Consider the following 20,842-nt stretch of genomic DNA (forward strand, 5'->3'; position numbering starts at 1 on the left):
CCCGACCCGTGTTCGGCTCCCCCGCCACGACGCACCGACAGTCGCCCACCGGCCACACCCCGTCGCCTTTGCGCCGATTCAGCGCAGCCGGCCCCGCCCGGGAACAGATCCGCGCCTGCGCGTGCTGACCGTTGTGGGAGCCGGTACGCCGGACGGGAGGTCTCCGTGGTCCACGACGTGATGAGCGTGATGCCCGCGCCGCTGGTCCTCCTCGTGGTGGGCCTCGCGGTGACCGCCGAATCCGCGCTGCTCTTCGGCCTCGTCCTCCCGGGCTCGACACTGCTGCTCACCCTGGGCCTGGTGACGCGCCTCGGCGAGGTCCCGCTGTCGGCCGCGATGCCCGTCGCTATCGCCGCCGCCGTGCTCGGCGGCCAGCTCGCTTATCTGCGCGGACGCCACCACGCCGGGAGAGCCCGGCCCGCCGGCCGCCTGCACGCGACGATCGAGCGCGCGGAGAGCATGGTGGCGCGCCACGGCGTGTGGTCGATCGCGATCGCCCAGTGGATCGCGGGATTGCGTACGTTCACCCCTCGCCTCGCCGGCCGCGCCCGCGTCCCCTACCGCGTCTTCGGCATGACGCAGGTCGTCGTCGCGGCCATATGGGCCTCGTCCTTCGTCTCCCTGGGCCACTTCGCGGGCCTCGCCATGCAGCAGCGCATCGGCACGGCCGCGAGCATCGCCGGAGCCGCGGTCGTCGCCGCCGGACTGGTCGTGTACGCGGTACGCCGCCGCACCGCACGGACCACCGCACCTGCCACCGCCGCACTTGCCGCCGCCGCAACTCCCCCTGCTCCCAACCCTGCTGCCTCACCCACGACGGCGTCACCGACCCCCTCCACCCGCACCCCATCCACATCCGCATCCCGCCGCCTCGAACCCCTCCCCGGGTCCTGGCCGGTCGGCCCGTGGATGTGCCTCCCCTGGTGAGTTCCGCGCGATCCGGCGGCGGTTCGCGCGGCGTTCGCGAGCCGATCGGTCAACTCCCCGACGCGTAGTGCCCCTTCACACGGGGTAATGCTCCTGGACCGTCGAGGGGAGGCACCTTGTCCAAGAAGACGAGGAAACGGAAGACCCGCCGGAAGAACCGCGCCAACCACGGCAAACGCCCCGCCTGAACACCGCCCGGGCGCCCGCAGGACACGCATCACCCCGCTCGACCCGCACCTCTCGGGGCATCAACACACGCAACCGAGGCACACGCGGACACCCTCCCTTGGCGGCCAGGTGTCCCACCCCCGGGTGCCAAGCCCCCGCACCCACACGAGAGTCCCGCACCGCGGACCGCGCGGTGCGGGACGTTTTCTCGTGGCCGCCGTCCCCCGTCCGTCCCCTGCTCAGCAGGGATCGGCGATCTTGTCGACGGTCACGTGTGTGTTGACGGCGGTGTCCGGGACGAACCCGGTGAGGCCGTCAATGCTGACGCGGTCCCAGATACCGCTGGTGCCGCCCCAACCGACGGACTCGGGCCCGTCGGTGTGGCAGAGGACCTCGATCGTCCGACCGGCCGCCAGATGCGCCAACTGAGGCGAATCGGCGCTCGGTTCGGCGAAGAGCGCGACGCCCTCGGGCTGCGCTATGGAGACCTCGCGCGGGGTCGCGGGCCGCTCGTCCGGGTTGCCGCGGATCGCTCCGAGGATGACCAGGACGACCACGACCAGGGCGACGCCCGGGCCCGTCCAGCCGGGGTGCGGCGTGTGGACGGTTACCGTGGAACCGTTGGGAACTCGTACGTTGCTGGTCTCGAACATGACGGGATCACATCCCCCGATACCGAAGTACGGCGCACCGCACGCCCCGTGGCGGACGGCGGCGGGCCGTGGGCCCTTACCACCGCCAACACCCTTCGATAGCCTGGGATTCTGGCGCGAGTCCCGGGGGCCGCGAAGGCTGCTGCCGGCGATTCGACGGGGAGAGACGGGGTGCCGACCGCGAATCGGCGTGCCGTCTCTCCCCCACATACACGAGCGCCGCAGGGGGGAGGCGTCGGACCGCACTCTTGCGCCCCTGGCGCTCCACCCCTTCCCGCCGGGCACGGTGACCTCGCCCGGTGCGAAGGGGCAATCCCCTGTCGACTTTGTGTCGTTCGTCGGCGATTCTGGGGATCCTCCATATAGCGGCGGCAGTTGCCGCCATCCGTTGCGGACCCTCGTGCCAACGACGCCACGACCCCCGCTGCGGCTGACTTCTCGTGTCCAGTGTTGAGGGAGAAGAAGGCGTGGCAGAGATCATCAGCACCAAGCCGGCGTGGTACCGCAGCAGTTACAGCGCCCAACAGGGGAACTGTGTCGAGGCCCGATCGGACGCGTCGGTATGGGTACGCGACTCCCGACGCCCCTTCCGTGCCCCGCTCAGCTTCCCCGCCGGCGCGTGGTCGGACTTCGTGGCGCGGATGCACACAGACCGACCGGCCGGACGACCGGCCGACGGACCGACGGGCTGACCCGCCGATCGGCCGAACTGCGGGCATGAGCGCCCCCGTTGCGCCGCGACGCCGCGTACCGCCCATGCTCACACCCCCTCTGTATGCCACTGTGACCGCTACCGCTCTACCACTTGGCGATACGCCCTAGAGACGAATGCCATATGGCACATTGACCACGGTTCCATTGCACAGCAGCATCGGCGTTGTGACAAGGGGGAGTTGCCTCAAGTAAGGCGTTCCAGCGCGTCATCGATCAATTTGATGGGATCCGCGGCGGCCGCGGCCTCCTCCAACTGCCAGAAGGACTCCAGGTACTCCTGCGGCTTGGTCTCGGTCGGCTCGGAGATGATCATGCTGCCCTCGGCACCCTCGATGTACAGCACGAGCGAGGTGTCGTCCGGGAATTCGAAGACCACGTAGCCGCGCCGGTGGCGCGGGTAGAGCCCTTCACTGAACGGCATGATCTGGAGCGTCAGGTCGGGCCGCTGCGCCATGGTCCGCAGGTGGAGCAACTGGGCACGCATCACCGCGCGTCCGCCCACCACTCGGCGGATGATCGACTCGTCGATGATGAAGTGCGTCTCCGGCGGCGTCTCGCGCTCGAACAACTTCTGCCGCTCGATGCGCAGTTCGATCGCCTTCGGGCTGATCGGACCGCTGCGCCCGCTGGTGTTGAGCATCGCCTGCTCGGCGTATTCCGGCGTCTGCAACAGGCCGGGGATGATGGTGATCTCGAAGTTGCGGATCACCGAGGCGACGGTCTCGTAGCCGATGTACGCCGCGTAGTCCCGGCTGATCACATCGGCGAAGCGGTCCCACCAGGCGGTCCGGCGCACGTCCTTGGACAGGGCCAACAACTGTTCCTGCTGGGCGGGTTCGACCCCGTAGTGGTTGAGCAGCACACGAAGGTCGTTGGTGGAGATCCGGTTCCGGCCGCCCTCGATGCGGATGAGCTTGCTGAGCGACCAGTCCATCTCATCGGCGACCTGCTGTTGTGTGTACCTGCGTTGCTCCCGAAGCCGCCGCAGTTCGGCCCTCAGTCGGCCAAGCGAAACCAGCGGGTCCGGACTCTGGGGCATAGCTGATCCCTGCCTCGGTTGGCACTCAAAGGTGCTGAAGATATGTCAAACACACGTACGGCATTCTGCCTTATGGCAGTTGGCCAGTCAGCAACGAGCCTAGTACCGCTTCGCGGCTGAAGCCGCTGAATCAGCCGAACACGCCAGTGCGTTCAGCCGATCAGCGGTACATGGACCACACCCGGCCGGGCAGAATGCCGCCGCCCCGGGCTGCGCGGAAGACGAGGACTGAAGACACGGACTGAAGACTCGGGCCGAGGACCAGGGCTGACGACCAGCCGGAAGACCAAGCCGGAAGACGACCGCTGGTGACGACCACCAATGACGACTACTGAAGACGACCGCTGAAGACGACGGCAGAAGACGACCGCTGAGGACGAAGGCGCCGGAGAAGACCAGCCGCCGGTCAGCCGTACATGCGGCGCATGGCGAAGTTGATCATTTGCTCGATCGCCTTTGCGTCGAACATCACACGGTGCTCGCCGTCCAGGTCGAGCACGAAGCCGTAGCCGTTCGGCAGGAGGTCGAGGACCTCGGCGCCGGTGACCGTGAAGTGGCGGGACTCCTCGCCGGCGTACCGCTTGAGCTCCTCCAGGGAGGAGAACATGGGGATCACCGGCTCGGGGGTGTTGTGCAGCGCCAGGAAGCCCGGCCGTTCGCCGCGGGGACAGAAGACCTTGGAGGCTATGAAGACGGACTGGAAGTCCTCGCCGCTCATCAGGCCGGTGGCGAATCCGCGCACGGCGTCGGTCAGGCTCGGGCCATCCGCCCGTACCTGCGGTTCCTCGGTCGCGTAGCCGTACACGACATCCGAGATTAGCGCCTCCGGGGCGCCCATTCGGCCGGGTCGGGGATTGCCAAAGTTACCGGCGGGTAGAATCATTGGGTTACCAGTCAGTACAACCAGCCGGAAACGAACAGGCGGAGCCACACCATGGGTCACTACAAGTCGAATCTCCGCGACCTCGAGTTCAACCTCTTCGAGGTGTTCGGCCGCGAGCAGGTCTACGGCAGTGGCCCGTTCGCCGAGATGGACGCCGACACCGCGCGCTCGATCCTCACCGAGGTGGAGCGCCTGGCAGTAGGCGAGCTCGCCGACTCCTTCGCGGACGCGGACCGCAACCCCCCGGTCTTCGATCCCTCGACTCACACGGCGACGCTGCCCGAGTCGTTCAAGAAGAGCTACAAGGCGTACATGGACTCCGAGTGGTGGCGCCTGGCGCTGCCCGAGGAGCTGGGCGGCACCACCTGCCCGCTCTCGCTGCGCTGGTCCGTCGCCGAGCTGGTGCTGGGCGCCAACCCGGCCCTGTGGATGTACGCCGCGGGCCCCGACTTCGCACACGTCCTGCACGTCCTGGGCACCGAGGAGCAGAAGAAGGTCGCCGCCCGCATGATCGAGGGCCAGTGGGGCTCCACGATGGTGCTGACCGAGCCGGACGCCGGATCCGACGTCGGCGCCGGGCGCACCCGCGCGGTCAAGCAGGACGACGGCACGTGGCACATCGAGGGCGTCAAGCGCTTCATCACCTCGGGCGAGCACGACCTGTCCGACAACATCGTCCACCTGGTGCTGGCCCGCCCCGAGGGCGCCGGCCCCGGCACCAAGGGCCTGTCACTGTTCATCGTGCCCAAGGTGCACTTCGACTGGGAGACCGGCGAGCTGGGCGAGCGCAACGGCGCCTTCGTCACCAACGTCGAGCACAAGATGGGCCTCAAGGTCTCCACGACCTGCGAGGTCACCTTCGGCGGCAACGCCGGGGTCCCGGCCGTCGGCTGGCTGGTCGGCGAGGTGCACAACGGCATCGCGCAGATGTTCAAGATCATCGAGTACGCGCGCATGATGGTCGGCACGAAGGCCATCGCCACCCTCTCCACCGGCTACCTCAACGCCCTGGAGTACGCCAAGGAGCGCGTGCAGGGCGCCGACCTGGCGAAGATGACCGACAAGGCCGCGCCGCGCGTGACCATCACGCACCACCCGGACGTGCGCCGCTCGCTCATCACCCAGAAGGCGTACGCCGAGGGCATGCGCGCCCTGGTGCTCTACACCGCCACCTGGCAGGACCGCATCGCGCAGGCCGAGGCCGAGGGGCGCCGCGACGAGGAGGCCGAGCGGGTCAACGACCTGCTGCTGCCGATCGTGAAGGGCTACGGCTCGGAGAAGTCGTACGAGCAGCTCGCCCAGTCGCTCCAGATCTTCGGCGGGTCCGGGTTCCTCCAGGAGTACCCGATCGAGCAGTACATCCGGGATTCCAAGATCGACACCCTCTACGAGGGCACCACCGCGATCCAGGGCCAGGACTACTTCTTCCGCAAGATCGTCCGCGACCAGGGCCAGGCGCTGACCCGGGTGGCCGGCGAGATCCAGGAGTTCATCGCCTCCGAGGCGGGCGGCGACACGCTCGCCGCCGAGCGGGGGCTGCTGGCCCGGGCGGCCGAGGACGTGCAGGGCATCGTCGGCACGCTGATCACCCAGCTCATGGCGTCCGAGCAGGAGATCACCTCGATCTACAAGGTCGGGCAGAACACCACCCGCCTGCTCATGGCATCCGGTGACCTGGTCGTCGCCTGGCTGCTGCTGCGCCAGGCTTCGGTGGCGCTCGCCAAGCTGGACACCGCCAGTGCCCGCGACAAGGCCTTCTACCAGGGCAAGGTCGCGGCGGCGAAGCACTTCGCGCGCAACGTCCTGCCGCTGCTCACGCCGCAGCGCGTGATGGCCGAGGAGACCGACAACGCGCTCATGGAGCTGCCGGAGGAGGCGTTCTGATCCGCGCTCGCGCGGTGCGCTTCTGACGGATTGTCAGCAGGCGGTCCCCCGTACCCTTTCCGTCCCGGGTACGGGGGACCGCCTTTTCGCCTCCCGGCCGTACGGCGGCCACCGGGGCACGCCACAATCACCGCTATGACGACCGGCACGGCGGGTGGGGCAGGGGTGGCGGACGGGGCCGAGAAGATCGGCGCGGCCGCGATGCTGCGCGGGTTCGTGTCGAGCGGGCTGCTCGGCGCGGCGGTCGCCTGTTTCGTCGTGGGGCCGGTCACCGGCCGGACCGGCCTGCTCGCGGTCGGCGGCGGGCTCGTCGCGGCGGTCGTCCTGCTGTTGGTCGTGCGCAAGGCGGTACGCCGCGGCTCGACGCCGCCGCCCGCGGGTCCGCGGCGGGCGCTGGCCCGGATCGAGAGCCGCCGCGCGCTGTCGTCCGAATCGGGGGACATCCCGGTCGAGTTCGTGCTGACCGTGGCGCCGGACGACGCACCCGCGTACCGCGCCAAGTTCACGCAGGACATCAACCTCGTCGACATCCCGGACTACCGGCCCGCCGGGATCGTGGTGGTCGAGTACCGGCCGGACCGGCTGTGGAAGGTCGAGATCGTCACCGAGCCGGACGCCGGGTGGGCGCGCCGGGCGCGTGAGGAGTCGGTCGACTCGGCCCCCGAGTCCACGCTCGCCACGGTGCCGGCCGAGGGGTGCGGGTTCTGCCTGCTCATGCTGGTCGGGTTGCTGCTGGGGGCGGCCGCGGTGGTGTTCGCGTTCCGCGGCGACCTGTTCGACGACGACGGCGGCAGCGGACCGCGCCCGGCCACCGTCACGAGCACGTCCACGACGATGAGCACGGTCCGGATCACCGGCGACGCCATGCTCGTGCCGGGCCGGATGCGCGCTGCGGCGGAGGCGCTGATCACCCTGATGGGGACCGACAAGGCCACCGAGGTCGGGATCGGCGAGGACATGGTGAGCGTGGCCGCGCCCAAGGCGTCGGCGCCCGGCCTGGTCGACTCGTTCCGGTTCCGCGACGGGAAGGCCGAGGCGACGGGCCCGCACGGGACGCGCCAGCCGGACGGGCCGCTCATCGACCTGCGGGCGCTGCCGTACGACCGCCTGCTGTTCCTGGTCGTCGAGGCGAAGGCCACGCTCGGCCTGACGCCCGACACGTGGCACATCTCGGTCCGGCACGCGGCCGGGACCGGCGCCCTGGAGATCACCGTGACGGTCAGCGACTCCTACGGCGGCGCCTCGCTGCGCGCGGATGCCGAGGGGAACGTGGTCGGACGCTCGCCGCGCCGCTGACGCGTTCGGAAGGGCGCGGCGAGCGCTCGGGGCTGCCGGGAGCTCGTCCTCGCATGGTGTTGCGGCGAGGCGAGCGTTCAGGCTGCCGGGCAGACACGACCTACAGGTCGGAGCCGCCCGTGGCGTCCAGGAGGTGGCCGGTGACCCAGCGGGCCGCGTCGGAAGCCAGGAACGCGACGGTGTCGGCGATGTCGTCCGGGCGTCCGACGCGCCCGAGGGCGGCCCGGCTCGCCCAGTACGCGTTGGCCTCCGCGTTGTCGCGCAGCCAGGCCGCGTTGATGTCGGTGTCGACGACGCCGGGCGCGACGCCGTTCACCGTGATGCCGCGTGCGCCGAGCTGCTTGGCGAGGGCGAGCGTGAAGACGTCGAGGGCGCCCTTCGTGGCGGCGTAGGCGATCGCCTCGGGGAACGCGATGCGCGTCACGCCCGACGAGACGTTGACGATGCGGCCGCCGTCGCGCAACAGCGGGAGGGCGCGCTGCACGATGAAGAACGGCGCCTTCGCGTTCACCGCGAACACCTCGTCGAACTCGGCCGGTGCGACGTCCTCGATGGGCTTCGAAAGGCCGATCCCGGCGTTGTTCACGACGATGTCGAGGCCTGATTCCCCGTGCTCGCGCAGGCCGTCGGCCAGCCCCGCGAACAGCCGGTCGACGTCGCCCGGTTCACCGAGCCGGGCGGCGACCGCGAAGGCCCGTCCGCCGGCCCCGGTTATGGCGGCCACGGTCTCCTTCGCGGCGCGCTCGTCGCTGCCGTAGTGCACGGCGACCAGGGCGCCGTCCCGGCCCAGGCGCTCGGCGATCGCGCGACCGATGCCGCGGCTGCCGCCGGTGACGAGTGCGGACTTCCCGTGCAGCGCGGGCGCGCCGGCGGAGGTGGCTGCGGTGGCGGTGGTGGTGCTCATGGCGGTCTCCCCAAGATTTATGTAGTGCTCGGAACAGAAAGAAACGTAGCACATGTGTAGTGGGCGCTAAGCAATCCCGCCGGCTGGGGCGGCGCGGCGCCGGCCGGCACCGGCCTGGGCAGCGGGGGCCGGCACCGGCCTGGGCGGCGGGGGGTGGTGCCGGCCTGGGCGGCGGGGGTGGGTGCCGAACGAGGGCGGGGCCGGGCGGGGCCGGAGCCGTACGGGTGCTTCCCGGCCTGGTCACGGGGCGAGGCCGGAGCCGTACGGACGCTTCCCGGCCTGGTCACGGAGCGAGGCCGGAGCCGTACGGGTGCTTCCCGGCCTGGTCACGGGGCGAGGCCGGAGCCGTACGGGCGCTGCCCGGCCTGGTCACGGAGCGAGGCCGGAGCCGTAGGGGCGCTTCCCGGCGTACTCTCGGCTGCGAGCCCCCAGAAGACCTCCCGGACGCCCGCAGGACGGCCCCAGGACGACCACCGCGGCGTCGCGCCGCGCACAGGAGCACCATGACTTCCCCGCACGGACAGCCCCTCGGCCACCGGTTCGACCGGGCGCACACCGACGACCTGATCCGGTACATCGCGGCCAGCCCGTCGCCGTACCACGCGGTCGCCAACGCGGCCGAGCGGCTCGACGCGCTCGGCTTCCGCCGCCTCGCCGAGACGGACCGCTGGGCGGGCGGCCCCGGCGGCCGCTACGTCCTGCGCGGCGGCGCGCTCATCGCGTGGTTCGTGCCCGAGGGCGTCTCCGGGCCGACCGGCTTCCGCGTCGTCGGCGGCCACACCGACTCCCCCAACCTGCGCGTCAAGCCGCGCCCCGACACCGGCCGCGTCGGCTGGCGGCAGGTGGCGGTCGAGCTGTACGGCGGCACCTTGCAGAACACCTGGCTCGACCGCGACCTCGGCCTCTCCGGCCGTCTCGCGCTCAAGGACGGCAGCGAGCACCTGGTGTTCGTGGACCGCCCGCTCCTGCGCGTACCGCAGCTCGCCATCCACCTCGACCGCTCGGTCAACGAGGGCATGTCCCTCGACAAGCAGGTCCACATGACACCGGTGTGGGGCCTCGGGCCGGTCGTCGAGGGCGAGCTGGTCGAGTACGTCGCCAAGGAGGCGGGCGTCGCGGCGGGCGACGTGGCCGGGTGGGACCTGATGGTGCACGACGTGCAGCCCCCGGCGTACCTCGGCCGCGACCGCGAACTCCTCGCCGCACCACGGCTCGACAACCTCGTCTCGGTGCACGCGGGCCTCGCGGCGCTGCTGGCCGCGGCCTCGGCACCTGCGGGGGACCTCGCGCACATCCCGGTGCTGGCGGCGTTCGACCACGAGGAGGTCGGCAGCGCGTCGACCACCGGTGCGGGCGGCCCGCTGCTGGAGAACACGCTGCGGCGCATCGTCGGTTCGGAAGGCTGGGACGACCAGGCCCGCGCGTTCGCCGACACCCTGTGCCTGTCCAGCGACGTCGGCCATGCCGTGCACCCGAACTACGCCGAGCGCCACGACCCGGACCACCACCCACTGCCGAACGGCGGCCCGATCCTCAAGGTGAACGCGAACCAGCGCTACGCCACCGACGCCTCGGGCCGCGCGGTCTGGGCGGCGGCCTGCGAGCGTGCGGGCGTGCCGTGGCAGACCTTCGTCAGCCGCAACTCGATCCCCTGCGGCTCGACCATCGGCCCGATCACCGCGACGCGCCTCGGCGTCGAGACGGTGGACGTCGGCATCGCGATGCTGTCGATGCACTCCGCCCGCGAACTGTGCGGCGCCTCGGACCCGTACCTCCTCGCCTCCGCGATGAACGCTTTCCTGGAGAGCTGAGCCGGGTCCGGCTATTCGGCGGAGGCCGAGGTGTCCGACGACGGCGTGATCGTGGCCAGCGAGAGCTGGAGTTCGGGGGCGCCGTCGGCGGATTGGCGGACCGGGATGCCCCAGTCCTGCTGGTGGATGTGGCACGCCGGGTACTCGATCGGCTTGCCGTCGGGGCCGAGGGCGTCGCAGGAGGCCGCCATCGCGGAGACGTGCAGCACGCCCTCGGTGACCGACTCGTCCAGCAGCAGGGTGCGGGTCAGTTCGGTGCCCGGGCCTTCCCCGGCGACGAGGAGGCCCGGCGGGCTGGCGTCCACGAGCAGGCGCGTCGCGGGGCCTTCCCGGTCGTCCAGCTTCTGGCCCGGCGGTACGTCGAACACCACGGCGAGGCGCAGGCTGCCGCGCGCGATCTCGACCTGCGGACGCGTCGTGTGGTGCGCCTGCTCCGGCACCGAAAGGGCCTCGTCCGGCACACGGATGCGGGTCACCCGGTGCCCGGCCGACTCGACCACCATCAGGTACACGCCGTCGTCGTCGGCCACCACGACGGCGTCGGACGGCTCCCGCAGCTCGGTGGCGAGCGTGGTGACCTCGCGCGCGACCGGGTCGTACCGCCGCAGCGCGCCGTTGTACGTGTCGGAGACCGCCACCGAGCCGTCCGGGAGCACCGTGACGCCCAGCGGGTGCTGCAACAGCGCCCGGTCGGCCGGCCCGTCCCGCAGCCCGAAGTCGAACAGCCCCGCGCCGACCTCCGTGGTGATCCGCCCGTCGGTCAGCTCGCGCAGCGCGGAGGTCTCGGAATCGGCGATCCACAGCGTGTGCCCGTCCGGCGAGACCGCCAGGCCGGACGGCTGGGCGAACCACGCGCTCTCGACCGGCCCGTCCTCCAGGCCCTCGTTGGTCGTCCCGGCCAGCACGTCGACCGACTCGCCGACCGGGTCGAACTCCCACAACTGATGGACACCGGCCATCGCGACGACGACCCGGCCGCCGAACCACGCGACGTCCCACGGGCTCGACAGATCCACCTCGCGCGCCGCCCCCGAGGTCCGGCCGCCCTGCCACCACTGCCGCCCGGTCCCGGCGACCGTGCGCACGGTCCCGGTCGCCAGCGACACGCCCCGCAGCGCGTGGTTCGCGGTGTCCGCCACCACGATGTCGTAGCCGACGTGCGCGGCGACCTCCGCCGGCAGCAGCGCGAGCCCCTGCGGCTCGGCCAGCGAGGCGTGCCGCGGGCCGCCGTCCGTCAAACCGCGGTGGCCGTTGCCGATGCGGCGCAGCACGGTGCTGCCGTCGTCGGCCAGCTCCACGAGCGAGTGGTGGCCCGCGTCGGACACCAGCAGGGTGCCGGACGGCAGCCGCAGCAGCTTGCCGGGGAACCGCAGGTCGGTGCGCGGCGGTTCGGCGGGGACGTACGGTCCGTCGCCGCGGTGCAGCGTGCGCTTGTCCTCGTGCTCGCCGACCAGTTCGGCGACCAGCGCGTCGATGGCGTGGCCGTGGCCCTCCCCGGCGAGTTGCGCGACGACGTACCCCTCCGGGTCGATGACCACGAGCGTGGGCCACGCGCGCACCGCGTACTGCCGCCAGGTCGCCATCTCCGGGTCGTCGAGGACGGCGTGGTGCACCTCGTAGCGCTCGACGGCGGCCAGCACCGCGTCGTGGTCGGCCTCGTGCGCGAACTTGGGCGAGTGCACGCCGACGACCACGAGCACGTCGCGGTACTTCTCCTCCAGCACCCGCAGCTCGTCGAGGACATGCAGGCAGTTGATGCAGCAGAAGGTCCAGAAGTCGAGCAGGACGATCTTGCCGCGCAGTCCGGCAAGCGTGGGGGCCGAGCCCCCGGTGTTGATCCACCCGCCGGCCCCGACGAGCTCGGGGGCGCGGACACGGACGCGGCGCGGCGTGCTGCTCATGATCTCCAGTCAAACACCTGCGCCCCGGTTATCCGCGCAGGACCGGAGGTGGATTCCGGGTGCCGCGCGTCGGGTGTCGGAGACGCGCTCAGCCGAGGCGGCGGTCCTTGAGCACCGGGAAGTCCACCCGGGTCTTGGCCACCAGCGCGGTGTCGATCTCCGCGGTCAGCACACGCCCTTCGGGCCCGGCCTCGGCCACGATCTCGCCCCACGGGTCGACGACCACACTGTGTCCGCCCTGCGCCAGACCGGCCTGGGACCCGGCGGTGTTGCAGGCGAGCACGAAGACCTGGTTCTCGACCGCCCGCGCGCGGGCCAGCAGGCGCCAGTGCTCGACGCGGCGGGCGGGCCACGCGGCCGGGATCACCAGGACCTCGGCGCCGCGGTCGAGCAGCAGCCGGAACATCTCGGGGAACCGCAGGTCGTAGCAGGTGGCCAGGCCGAGGGTGCCGAACGGCGTGGGCAGCGTCACGATCTCGGCGCCCGGCCCCATCAGCGCGGCCTCGCCGCTGTCGAAGCCGAAGCGGTGGATCTTGCGGTACGTGGCGCGCAGCGCGCCGTCCGGGCCGAACACCAGCGACGTGTTGTAGTGCGCGCCGTCGTCGCCCCGCTCGACGATGCTGCCGCCGTGCAGCCAGACCCCGGTGTCGCGCGCGGCGTCGGAGAGGGCCTGCGCGGTGGGGCCGTCCAGGGTCTCGGCGTCCTCGTCCCAACGGGCGTAGTCCCAGCCGCCGGCGAGCCAGAGTTCGGGCAGCACGACGAGGTGATCGTCCTCACGTCCGCGCACCGTGCGCAGTGCGTCGGCGAGCCGGTCGGCCTTCGGCACGGACAGGTCGACATCGAGCTGAATCAGGGACACGCGCACGCAGACCACCACATCCCGCTGACCGTTGAACCGGTCCCGTCACCGGAACCTCCGCCGAACATCCCGGCAAGCCCGGGCCGCTTCGCGCGAACCGGCTGCCCCGGGCTTCCGCGCAGCGTAACGTGCCTGCATGAACGCCCGGTCGCAGACGGGCCGCGACGGGGCGTCCCGACACCCAGAGGTTCGCCGTGAGCAATGAACTCCAGTATCTCGTCGACGCGTGGGAGCAGTCCGTGCGGTCGATCTCGGACGTCTGCGCCGGGCTGACCGAGGGGCAGTGGAACCGCGCGACGGAGTGCCCGGGCTGGTCGATCCGCGATGTCGTCTCGCACGTCATCGGCGTCGAGCTGGAGCTGCTGGGCGACCCACGGCCGATCCACAACCTGCCGAGCGATCTCGCGCACGTGCGGCCGGGCGACGAGTTCAGCCGCTACTGCGAGATACCCGTGGACGTCCGGCGCTGCCACACCGCGGCGGAGATGACCGGCGAGCTGACCTGGGTGATCGGCCGTCGCCTGCGGATGCTGCGGGACAGCGAGTGCGCGCCCGAGACCGAGGTGCGCGGCATGATGGGCCGCAGCACGCCGTACAAGCACTTGCTGCGCTCGCGGACGTTCGACGTGTGGGCGCACGAGCAGGACGTACGCCGGGCGGTCGGCCGTTCCGGCGGCCTCGACTCGCCCGCCGCGCAGGTGTCGCGCGAGTTCCTGCTCGCCCAACTGCCGCGCGTCGTCGCGGAGGACGCGCGCATCGCGGCCGGGCACGCGGTGGTTTTCGACGTCCACGGGCCGCTGGAGTTCATGCGCACGGTCACCGTCGGGCCGAACGGGCAGGCAAGGATCGGCGAACAGGTCGCGCTGGCCCCGCTGGTGACGCTGTCGACCGACTGGGAGACGTTCGCCCGGCTGATGTGCGGACGCATCCGGCCGGCCGCCGCGGACCTGAAGATCGAGGGCGACCGCGGCGCGGCCGACCGGGTGTTGGCGGAGATCGCGGTCACGCTGTAGCGCGCGGTGCGGGGAGGCACCCGCACGGGCGATTCACCGCACGTCGGGCGGTGGCGGCGCGGTCGGCGTACCGCGCCCTGGGGTCGGCCCGGGACGCCGAGCGTCCGGCGTCAGCCGCCCCACACCCGCCACGAGTCGGTCTGCGTCATCTCGGCGTCACGCGTCGAGGTCTGCAAATCCACCGACCAGGCGGCGGATTCGCAGACCTCCTCGCGTTGCCGTCAGCTCCAGGCGATCAGCCGCTCCGGCCGCTCCAGCGCCGCGGCGGTGTCGGCGAGCACCTTCGAGCCCAACTCGCCGTCCACCAGCCGGTGGTCGAACGACAGGGCCAGCGTGGTGACCTGACGGGGCTTCACCTTGCCCTTGTGCACCCAGGGCATCTCACGGATCGCCCCGACCGCGAGGATCGCGGCCTCGCCGGGGTTGAGGATCGGCGTACCGCCGTCGATGCCGAACACCCCGATGTTGGTGATGGTGACCGTGCCGCCCGACAGATCCGCGGGCCGGGTCTTCCCGGCCCGCGCGGTCGCGGTCAGCTCGCCCAGCGCCTTGGCCAGGTCGACGAGCGAACGCCCACCCGCGTCCTTGATGTTCGGCACCAGCAGGCCGCGCGGGGTGGCCGCCGCGATGCCCAGGTTGACGCGGTCCTTGAGGACGATCTCCTGGTTCGCCTCGTCCCACGACGCGTTCACGTCGGGGTTGCGCCGCACCGCACCGAGCAGCGCCTTGGCGACCAGCAGCAGCGGCGACACCTTGACGTCGGCGAACTCCGGCAGCCCGCGCAGCTTTCCGACCAGCTTGACGCTGCGCGTCACGTCGACCTGCACCCACTCGGTGACGTGCGGGGCGGTGAACGCGCTGGCGACCATGGCCTGCGCGGTCGCCTTGCGTACGCCCTTGACCGGCACCCGGCGCTCGCCGCCGTCCGCCGCCACCGCAGGTGCCGGTACGCCGGTCCCCTCGGCCGCCGCGTGCACGTCCTCGCGCGTGACGACGCCGCCCGGCCCGGTCGGGACCAGAGCGCCGAGATCGACGCCGAGGTCCCGGGCCAGCTTGCGGACCGGGGGCTTGGCCAGCACGAGCACGCTGCCGGGCGCGGAACCCTGCGTGTGGAAGGGCGCCGTCCCGGCCGACTTCGCGGGTGCGGCCGGTGCGGCCGGTGCGGCGGGGGCGGCCGGTGCGGCTGTCACCGCCGGTGCCGTGGCTGCGGGTCTGGTCCGCGGGCGGCGGTGCGCGCTGGTCGCGCGTACGCCGTAGCCGACCAGGACCGCTTCGCGCCCGGCACCCGGGTTCGCCGCGTCGGCGTCTCCCGCTCCGTTCGCCGTCCCCCCGTCGGGGACGGCGCCGTTCGTGCTGCCGCCTTCCGCGGCCACGCCGTTCGTACCGGCGTCGGCGCCCGTTCCGCCGTCGGACGCGCCGCCCGCCAACTCGACCGTGATGATCGGCGCCCCGACAGGGACCGTGTCCCCCTCGGACGCCAGCAGTTCGGTCACCACGCCGTCGAAGGGGCACGGGAGTTCCACGACCGCCTTGGCGGTCTCCACCTCGACGATCACCTGCCCGTCGGTGACGTTGTCGCCGACCGCGACCTGCCACGCGACGATGTCGGCCTCCAGCAGGCCCTCGCCGACGTCCGGCATCACGAACTGCCTGCTCCGCGCCACTGAATCGCTCCTCACCACTGCGTCACCAGGCCAGCGAGCGGTCGACCGCGTCGAGCACCCGGTCGAGGTCCGGCAGGTACTCCTCCTCGATCCGCGACGGCGGATACGGCGAGTGGTACCCGCCGACCCGCAGCACGGGAGCCTGGAGGTGGTAGAAACAGCGCTCGGTGACACGCGCGGCGATCTCCGCGCCCATCCCGAGGAACGTCGGCGCCTCGTGCACGACGACCAGGCGCCCGGTGCGCCGCACCGACTCCTCGACGGCCGTGAAGTCGACCGGCGAGAGCGAGCGCAGGTCGATCACCTCAAGATCGCGCCCGTCGTCCGCGGCCGCCGCCGACGCGGCGTCCAGGCACGTCTGCACCATCGGGCCGTACGCGACCAGCGTGCAGTCCCGGCCCTGCCGTACGACGCGCGCGGAGTGCAGAGGGTCCGGGGACGCCGCCGGGTCGACCTCGGCCTTGGCCCAGTACCGGCGCTTCGGCTCGAAGAACACCACCGGGTCGTCGGAGCGGATGGCCTGCTGGATCATCCAGTACGCGTCGACCGGGTTGGACGGCGACACCACGCGCAGACCGGCGGTGTGCGCGAAGTACGCCTCGGGGGACTCGCTGTGGTGCTCGACCGCGCCGATGCCGCCGCCGTACGGAATGCGCACCACGACCGGCACCTTCACGTGCCCGAGCGCCCGCGCGTGCATCTTGGCGAGCTGCGAGACGATCTGGTCGTACGCCGGGTACACGAACCCGTCGAACTGGATCTCCGCCACCGGCCGGTAGCCGGCCAGCGCGAGGCCGATGGCGGTGCCGAGGATGCCCGACTCGGCGAGCGGCGTGTCGACGACGCGGTCCTCGCCGAAGTCCTTCTGGAGTCCGTCGGTGACCCGGAAGACGCCGCCGAGCTTGCCGACGTCCTCGCCCATGACCAGGGTCTTGGGGTCGTCCTCCAGGGCCCGCCGCAGGCCCGCGTTGATGGCCTGCGCCATCGTCATCTGGGTGGGCTTGCCGCCCGACTGCCCGGCCATCAGTGCCCACCCTCCTGGCTGCCGCCGTCGCCCTGTTCGGCGAACGACGCGTGGTACGCGGTGAACTCGGCCCGCTCCTCGTCGACCAGCGGGTGCGCCTCGGCGTACGCGTGCTCGAACATCAGCGTCGGGTCCGGGTCGGGCATCGTGCGCACGCCCTGCCGCACCCGCTTGGCCAGCTCGTCGCTCTCCCGCTCCAACTCGGCGAAGAAGTCGGCGTCGGCGAGGCCGTTCTTGTGCAGGAACGCCTTCAGCCGCTCGATCGGGTCCTTGAGCTTCCACGCCTCCAGCTCGGCGGCGAGCCGGTAGCGGGTCGGGTCGTCGGACGTGGTGTGCGCGCCCATCCGGTACGTGAAGGCCTCGATCAGCATCGGGCCCTCGCCGCGCCGGGCCCGCTCCAGCGCGCCGCGCGTGACGGCGAGACAGGCCAGCACGTCGTTTCCGTCGACGCGGACCCCGGGGAATCCGAATCCGGCCGCGCGCTGATAGAGCGGCACGCGCATCTGGCGTTCGGTCGGCTCGGAAATGGCCCATTGGTTGTTCTGGCAGAAGAACACGACAGGGGCATTGAAGACCGCCGCGAACGTGAACGCCTCGTTCACGTCGCCCTGGCTGGAGGCGCCGTCGCCGAAATAGGCGATGACCGACGCGTCGCCGCCGGAGCGCTGCATGCCCATCGCATATCCGACCGCGTGCAATGCCTGCGAGCCGATCACGATGGTGTAGAGGTGGAAGTTATTGCTGTTGGGATCCCACCCGCCGTGGTTCACCCCGCGGAACATGCCCAGCAGGTTGAGCGGGTCCACACCGCGGCACCACGCCACGCCGTGCTCGCGGTACGTCGGGAACGCGTAGTCCCGTTCGCCCAGGGCTCGTCCGGAGCCCACCTGGGCCGCCTCCTGGCCGAGCAGCGAGGCCCACAGGCCCAGCTCGCCCTGCCGTTGCAGCGCGGTGGCCTCGGCGTCGAAGCGGCGGACGAGGACGAGGTCGCGGTACAGCCCGCGGTATTCGTCGTCGGTGAGGTCGATCGACCAGTCGGGGTGCTCCACCCGCTCACCCTCCGGGGTGAGCAGTTGGACCAGCCCCGGTGTCCGTCCCGTGTCCGGACCCGGCCCCGCCGGGTCGGGGAGGACTGCGCCCGTCCCGGGCCCTCCCACATGGTCCACTGCCACGTTCTCTCCTCGGTCTGTCCGGCCCGCGGGATCGCCGTGGACCGAATCCGGCTTGCCGGGTCCGGTTACCGCGCGGGGTGTGCGCGACATACCGGGCCACGACACGGTGGCTTTACATTCCTAGGATGTCCTAGGAATTCCCGGGTAAATCCGGGTTGGCACCTGCGCACAGGCATGCGGTGCGGGGAACTCCCCGACGACCGCACAACGGGAACGTTACCCGTCGGTCAGCGCGGCAGATAGCGGCAACCACCCGGAGAACTCCGATCCGCTTTGTCGGACGCCCACAACGACCCCCTCCCGGACCGTCCCCGGACCTCCCGGACGGCCGCGATCACCCCTGTTCAGAGGCCTGTTCGGGACCTTTCCGGAGGGCCGGTGCCAGCAGAACGGATCAACCCGTGCGAATCTGTACAAGTGACTGAAAATGGAACCATCCGGGTGTTTCTTCTCGATGATCACGAAGTCGTGCGTCGCGGCGTGTTCGAGCTGCTTTCCCTGGAAGCGGACATCGACGTCGTAGGCGAGGCCGGCAGCGCCGCCGAGGCCCTGGTACGCATCCCGGCGACGCGTCCTCAGGTCGCGGTGCTGGACGTACGCCTGCCGGACGGCAGCGGCGTCGAGGTGTGCCGTGAGATCCGCGCCGCCATGCCGGACGTGCGCTGCCTGATGCTCACCTCCTTCTCCGACGACGAGGCGTTGTTCGACGCGATCATGGCCGGCGCCTCCGGCTACGTGCTCAAGGACATCCGCGGCTCGGACCTGGTCGGCGCGGTGCGCGACGTCGCGTCCGGCAAGTCGCTGCTCGACCCCGCGGCCACCGCGCGCGTGTTGGAGCGGCTGCGGGGCGGTGGGCGGCAGGACGACCGGCTCGCGTCGCTCAGCGAGCAGGAGCGGAAGATCCTCGACCTGATCGGCGAGGGCATGACGAACCGACAGATCGGCGAGTCCCTGCACCTGGCCGAGAAGACGGTGAAGAACTACGTGTCCAGCCTGCTGGCGAAGCTCGGCATGGAGCGGCGCACGCAGGCGGCGGCGTACGTCGCGCGCACCAAGGCGGAGAACCACCGGCCGTAGCCCGCACGACAGCGCGGACGGCGGTCGGACCGCGGCGCCGACGGCCCGAACAGCCCGGACCGCGGCCCGAACGGCAGCCCGGACGGCAGCCGACGCCGCGGATCAGACCGGCGCCCGCCAGGTCACCGCGGTGCCCGCGCCGTCCGGCCCCGCCCCGAACTCCGCGGAGCCGCCCAGCTCCTCGGCCCGCGCCCGCAGGTTCGCGAGTCCGCTGCGGCGCCCGGTTTCCGGGATGCCGACGCCGTCGTCCGAGACGGTCAGCACGGCGTCGTCCTCGACCACCAGCGACACCTCGACGCGCGAGGCCTTGGCGTGCCGTGCGGCGTTGGACAGCGCCTCGCGCAGCGCGGCGAGCAGGTGTTCGGCGACCTCGTCGGGGATCCGGGAGTCGACCGGGCCCACGAACGTCACGGAGGGCTCGAATCCGAGCGCGCCGCTCGCGGACGAGGCCTCGCGCAGCACGCGGGCGCGGACGCCGAATCCGGCGTCCTCCGGGCCCTGCTGGAGGGCGAAGATGGTGCTGCGGACCTCGCGGATGGTCGCGTCCAGCTCGTCGACGGCCTGGTTGACGCGCCGGATCACCTCCGGCACCTTCGCCAGGCGGGCGGCGCCCTGGAGCATCATGCCGGTCGCGAACAGGCGCTGCACGACCAGGTCGTGGAGGTCCCGGGCGATGCGGTCGCGATCCTCGTAGACCGCCAGCCGCGAGCGGTCCCGCTGCGCGTCGGCCAGCATCAGCGCGACGGCCGCCTGGCCCGCGAACGCCTGGAACATGGCCTGTTCGGTGGCGGTGAACGGCACCGCGCCGATGCTGCGGTCGAGTTCGAGGGCGCCGAGCACCCGGTCGCCCGCGGCGAGCGGCACGAACAGGCCGGGGCCGAACGCGCGGGACTGCTCCAGCATGACGCGCGGGTCGGTGCTCATGTCGGCGATGAACATGCTCCGCCCCGCGTCGATCAGGCGGGCGAGCGGCGATCCGACGGGGATGGGGGTGCCGCCGAGCGAGGAGACGTCCTCGCCGTCGGTGATCTCCACGAGGTACGAACCGTCGGGCTGCGGAAGGTATATCGCCGAGAAGTCGGCGGACGCGAGGGCCCGCGCGCGGCGCGCGACGACTTGCAGGGCCTCGTCGGGGTCCTCGGTGCCCAGCAGCGTCGTGGTGATGTCCACGGAGCCCTGGATCCACTCCTCGCGCTCACGGGCCTGCTCGTAGAGCCGGGCGTTCTCGATCGCCACTCCGGCGGCCGCGGCGAGGGCGCGTACGATCTGCTGGTCCTCGACGCTGAATCCGGCCCGGCCGCGCTTCTCGGTGAGGTAGAGGTTGCCGAAGACCTCGTCGCGCAGCCGGATCGGGACGCCGAGGAACGAGTGCATCGGCGGGTGGTGGGCCGGGAAGCCGTACGACGCCGGGTGCCGGGTCAGGTCGTCCAGGCGCAGCGCCTCGGGGCGGTCGATCAGCAGCCCGAGGATGCCGCGCCCGTGCGGGAGGTCGCCGATCTCGGCGGCGGTGGCCTGGTCCAGGCCGACGTGGATGAAGTCGATGAGCCCGCGGTCGGCGCCCTCGGGGCCGAGGACTCCGATCGCGCCGTACTTGGCGTCGACGAGGTCCACGGCCTCCTCGACGATGCGGTACAGCGTGGCGTGCAGGTCGAGGTCGGCGCCGACCGACACCACCGCTTCGAGGAGACCTTGCAGGCGGTCCCCGGCGGCCGCGGCGCTTTGCAGGCGTTCGGCCACCTCCGCGACGAGGTCGTCGAGCCCGAGCGCGGCGAGCTCGGGGAGCCGCGAGCCGCCGGAGGGCACGGCGCCGAAGCCGGGGTCGGAAGTGTCCACCATGGTCAGAGATTAAGCTG

The 20,842-nt window shown here is 71.7% G+C and carries 18 protein-coding genes; 8 read left to right on the top strand and 10 right to left on the bottom strand.

Translation table 11 applies throughout. The features are described from left to right. The first annotated feature begins 165 nt into the window (after positions 1-165). Positions 166-927, top strand: coding sequence for a DedA family protein (locus ACRX5S_RS07025; RefSeq protein WP_436771899.1), 762 nt, complete (start codon positions 166-168; stop codon positions 925-927). 116 nt (positions 928-1,043) lie between these two features. After that, the gene (locus tag ACRX5S_RS07030) at positions 1,044-1,115 is read left to right on the top strand and encodes a 50S ribosomal protein bL37 (RefSeq protein ID WP_372498534.1); all 72 of its coding nucleotides are present in this window, start codon (positions 1,044-1,046) and stop codon (positions 1,113-1,115) included. 219 nt (positions 1,116-1,334) lie between these two features. Here the strand turns inward: ACRX5S_RS07030 and ACRX5S_RS07035 are convergent, their stop codons facing one another. Beyond that, on the bottom strand, positions 1,335-1,748 hold the full coding sequence (locus ACRX5S_RS07035) for a hypothetical protein (protein ID WP_436771900.1): 414 nt from the start codon (positions 1,746-1,748) through the stop codon (positions 1,335-1,337). 467 nt (positions 1,749-2,215) lie between these two features. On the opposite strand from ACRX5S_RS07035, the gene ACRX5S_RS07040 reads away from it, so the two are divergent. Beyond that, positions 2,216-2,440, top strand: coding sequence for a DUF397 domain-containing protein (locus ACRX5S_RS07040; RefSeq protein WP_436771901.1), 225 nt, complete (start codon positions 2,216-2,218; stop codon positions 2,438-2,440). 206 nt (positions 2,441-2,646) lie between these two features. Here ACRX5S_RS07040 and ACRX5S_RS07045 read toward each other — a convergent pair whose 3' ends face one another. After that, complete coding sequence (locus ACRX5S_RS07045) at positions 2,647-3,501, bottom strand: helix-turn-helix domain-containing protein (RefSeq protein ID WP_436771902.1); 855 nt, start codon at positions 3,499-3,501, stop codon at positions 2,647-2,649. 406 nt (positions 3,502-3,907) lie between these two features. Next, complete coding sequence (locus tag ACRX5S_RS07050; protein ID WP_436771903.1) at positions 3,908-4,384, bottom strand: SseB family protein; 477 nt, start codon at positions 4,382-4,384, stop codon at positions 3,908-3,910. A gap of 51 nt (positions 4,385-4,435) precedes the next feature. On the opposite strand from ACRX5S_RS07050, the gene ACRX5S_RS07055 reads away from it, so the two are divergent. Both ACRX5S_RS07055 and ACRX5S_RS07060 read left to right on the top strand, forming a co-directional pair. Continuing rightward, positions 4,436-6,268, top strand: coding sequence for an acyl-CoA dehydrogenase (locus ACRX5S_RS07055; protein ID WP_436771904.1), 1,833 nt, complete (start codon positions 4,436-4,438; stop codon positions 6,266-6,268). Between the two features lie 135 nt (positions 6,269-6,403). Beyond that, positions 6,404-7,564, top strand: coding sequence for a hypothetical protein (locus tag ACRX5S_RS07060; protein WP_436771905.1), 1,161 nt, complete (start codon positions 6,404-6,406; stop codon positions 7,562-7,564). Positions 7,565-7,664: 100 nt separating this feature from the next. Here the strand turns inward: ACRX5S_RS07060 and ACRX5S_RS07065 are convergent, their stop codons facing one another. Continuing rightward, complete coding sequence (locus ACRX5S_RS07065; RefSeq protein ID WP_436771906.1) at positions 7,665-8,468, bottom strand: SDR family oxidoreductase; 804 nt, start codon at positions 8,466-8,468, stop codon at positions 7,665-7,667. A 503-nt stretch (positions 8,469-8,971) separates the two neighbouring features. Between ACRX5S_RS07065 and ACRX5S_RS07070 the strand changes: the two genes are divergently transcribed. Beyond that, the gene (locus tag ACRX5S_RS07070; protein WP_436771907.1) at positions 8,972-10,279 is read left to right on the top strand and encodes a M18 family aminopeptidase; all 1,308 of its coding nucleotides are present in this window, start codon (positions 8,972-8,974) and stop codon (positions 10,277-10,279) included. A gap of 11 nt (positions 10,280-10,290) precedes the next feature. On the opposite strand, the gene ACRX5S_RS07075 is transcribed toward ACRX5S_RS07070, so the two are convergent. Together ACRX5S_RS07075 and ACRX5S_RS07080 are read right to left on the bottom strand one after the other, a co-directional pair. Beyond that, on the bottom strand, positions 10,291-12,180 hold the full coding sequence (locus ACRX5S_RS07075; RefSeq protein WP_436771908.1) for an NHL domain-containing thioredoxin family protein: 1,890 nt from the start codon (positions 12,178-12,180) through the stop codon (positions 10,291-10,293). A gap of 88 nt (positions 12,181-12,268) precedes the next feature. Further along, positions 12,269-13,045 carry a carbon-nitrogen family hydrolase gene (locus tag ACRX5S_RS07080; RefSeq protein ID WP_436771909.1) on the bottom strand — a complete coding sequence of 259 codons (777 nt, stop codon included), beginning with the start codon at positions 13,043-13,045 and terminating at the stop codon, positions 12,269-12,271. Positions 13,046-13,233: 188 nt separating this feature from the next. On the opposite strand from ACRX5S_RS07080, the gene ACRX5S_RS07085 reads away from it, so the two are divergent. Next, the gene (locus tag ACRX5S_RS07085) at positions 13,234-14,052 is read left to right on the top strand and encodes a maleylpyruvate isomerase family mycothiol-dependent enzyme (protein ID WP_436771910.1); all 819 of its coding nucleotides are present in this window, start codon (positions 13,234-13,236) and stop codon (positions 14,050-14,052) included. A 221-nt stretch (positions 14,053-14,273) separates the two neighbouring features. Here the strand turns inward: ACRX5S_RS07085 and ACRX5S_RS07090 are convergent, their stop codons facing one another. From ACRX5S_RS07090 to pdhA, 3 genes are read right to left on the bottom strand one after another with little or no spacing between them, the layout of a single operon-like run. After that, entirely contained in the window at positions 14,274-15,692 is a 1,419-nt protein-coding gene (locus tag ACRX5S_RS07090) for a dihydrolipoamide acetyltransferase family protein (RefSeq protein ID WP_436772230.1), read from the bottom strand. 46 nt (positions 15,693-15,738) lie between these two features. After that, a complete protein-coding gene (locus ACRX5S_RS07095) occupies positions 15,739-16,707 on the bottom strand; it encodes an alpha-ketoacid dehydrogenase subunit beta (protein WP_436772231.1) in 969 nt (322 codons plus the stop codon). Between the two features lie 32 nt (positions 16,708-16,739). After that, a complete protein-coding gene (gene pdhA / locus ACRX5S_RS07100) occupies positions 16,740-17,912 on the bottom strand; it encodes a pyruvate dehydrogenase (acetyl-transferring) E1 component subunit alpha (protein WP_436771911.1) in 1,173 nt (390 codons plus the stop codon). A 417-nt stretch (positions 17,913-18,329) separates the two neighbouring features. Here pdhA and ACRX5S_RS07105 point away from each other — a divergent pair, with 417 nt between their 5' ends. After that, positions 18,330-18,989 (top strand): response regulator, encoded by a 660-nt coding sequence (locus tag ACRX5S_RS07105; RefSeq protein WP_436771912.1) that lies wholly within the window; start codon positions 18,330-18,332, stop codon positions 18,987-18,989. Positions 18,990-19,091: 102 nt separating this feature from the next. Here ACRX5S_RS07105 and ACRX5S_RS07110 read toward each other — a convergent pair whose 3' ends face one another. Further along, positions 19,092-20,825, bottom strand: a complete 1,734-nt coding sequence (locus tag ACRX5S_RS07110; protein ID WP_436771913.1) for a GAF domain-containing protein — start codon at positions 20,823-20,825, stop codon at positions 19,092-19,094. Between the last annotated feature and the right edge of the window lie 17 nt (positions 20,826-20,842).

Origin of the sequence: Yinghuangia sp. YIM S09857 (genome assembly GCF_051388915.1) — a bacterium.
Lineage (GTDB): Bacteria > Actinomycetota > Actinomycetes > Streptomycetales > Streptomycetaceae > Yinghuangia.

Excerpts from the sequence above, each read along its gene's own strand:
- ACRX5S_RS07035 (WP_436771900.1), bottom strand. The coding sequence starts at position 1,748 with ATGTTCGAGACCAGCAACGTACGAGTTCCCAACGGTTCCACGGTAACC.
- ACRX5S_RS07095 (WP_436772231.1), bottom strand. The coding sequence starts at position 16,707 with ATGACGATGGCGCAGGCCATCAACGCGGGCCTGCGGCGGGCCCTGGAG.
- ACRX5S_RS07055 (WP_436771904.1), top strand. The coding sequence starts at position 4,436 with ATGGGTCACTACAAGTCGAATCTCCGCGACCTCGAGTTCAACCTCTTC.
- ACRX5S_RS07110 (WP_436771913.1), bottom strand. The coding sequence starts at position 20,825 with ATGGTGGACACTTCCGACCCCGGCTTCGGCGCCGTGCCCTCCGGCGGC.
- ACRX5S_RS07065 (WP_436771906.1), bottom strand. The coding sequence starts at position 8,468 with ATGAGCACCACCACCGCCACCGCAGCCACCTCCGCCGGCGCGCCCGCG.
- ACRX5S_RS07050 (WP_436771903.1), bottom strand. The coding sequence starts at position 4,384 with ATGATTCTACCCGCCGGTAACTTTGGCAATCCCCGACCCGGCCGAATG.
- ACRX5S_RS07060 (WP_436771905.1), top strand. The coding sequence starts at position 6,404 with ATGACGACCGGCACGGCGGGTGGGGCAGGGGTGGCGGACGGGGCCGAG.
- ACRX5S_RS07045 (WP_436771902.1), bottom strand. The coding sequence starts at position 3,501 with ATGCCCCAGAGTCCGGACCCGCTGGTTTCGCTTGGCCGACTGAGGGCC.
- ACRX5S_RS07075 (WP_436771908.1), bottom strand. The coding sequence starts at position 12,180 with ATGAGCAGCACGCCGCGCCGCGTCCGTGTCCGCGCCCCCGAGCTCGTC.
- ACRX5S_RS07090 (WP_436772230.1), bottom strand. The coding sequence starts at position 15,692 with ATGCCGGACGTCGGCGAGGGCCTGCTGGAGGCCGACATCGTCGCGTGG.
- ACRX5S_RS07070 (WP_436771907.1), top strand. The coding sequence starts at position 8,972 with ATGACTTCCCCGCACGGACAGCCCCTCGGCCACCGGTTCGACCGGGCG.